Genomic DNA, 263 nt, shown 5'->3' on the forward strand with positions numbered 1-263 from the left:
GGCGGCGGTTACTCGGACGTTTACATCACCATGGTGCGCAGCGGTCAGGACGGGCCGAAGGGCATTTCCACGCTGGTGGTCGAGGATGGCACGCCCGGCCTGTCCTTTGGCGCGAATGAGCACAAGATGGGCTGGAAGGCGCAACCCACCGCGCAGGTTCAGTTCGACGATTGCGAGGTCGCGGCCGAGAACCTTCTGGGCGAAGAGGGCAAGGGCTTTACCTATGCCATGGCCGGGCTTGACGGCGGCCGGCTTAACATCAG

General features: G+C 63.9%; 1 protein-coding gene. It reads left to right on the top strand.

Going from position 1 to position 263, the window contains the following annotated elements:
• Positions 1–263, top strand: a 263-nt coding sequence (locus RMT89_RS43680) for an acyl-CoA dehydrogenase family protein (RefSeq protein ID WP_315889309.1), incomplete at both ends; no start/stop codon positions are given.

Origin of the sequence: Streptomyces sp. P17 (genome assembly GCF_032436805.1) — a bacterium.
Classification (GTDB): domain Bacteria; phylum Actinomycetota; class Actinomycetes; order Streptomycetales; family Streptomycetaceae; genus Streptomyces.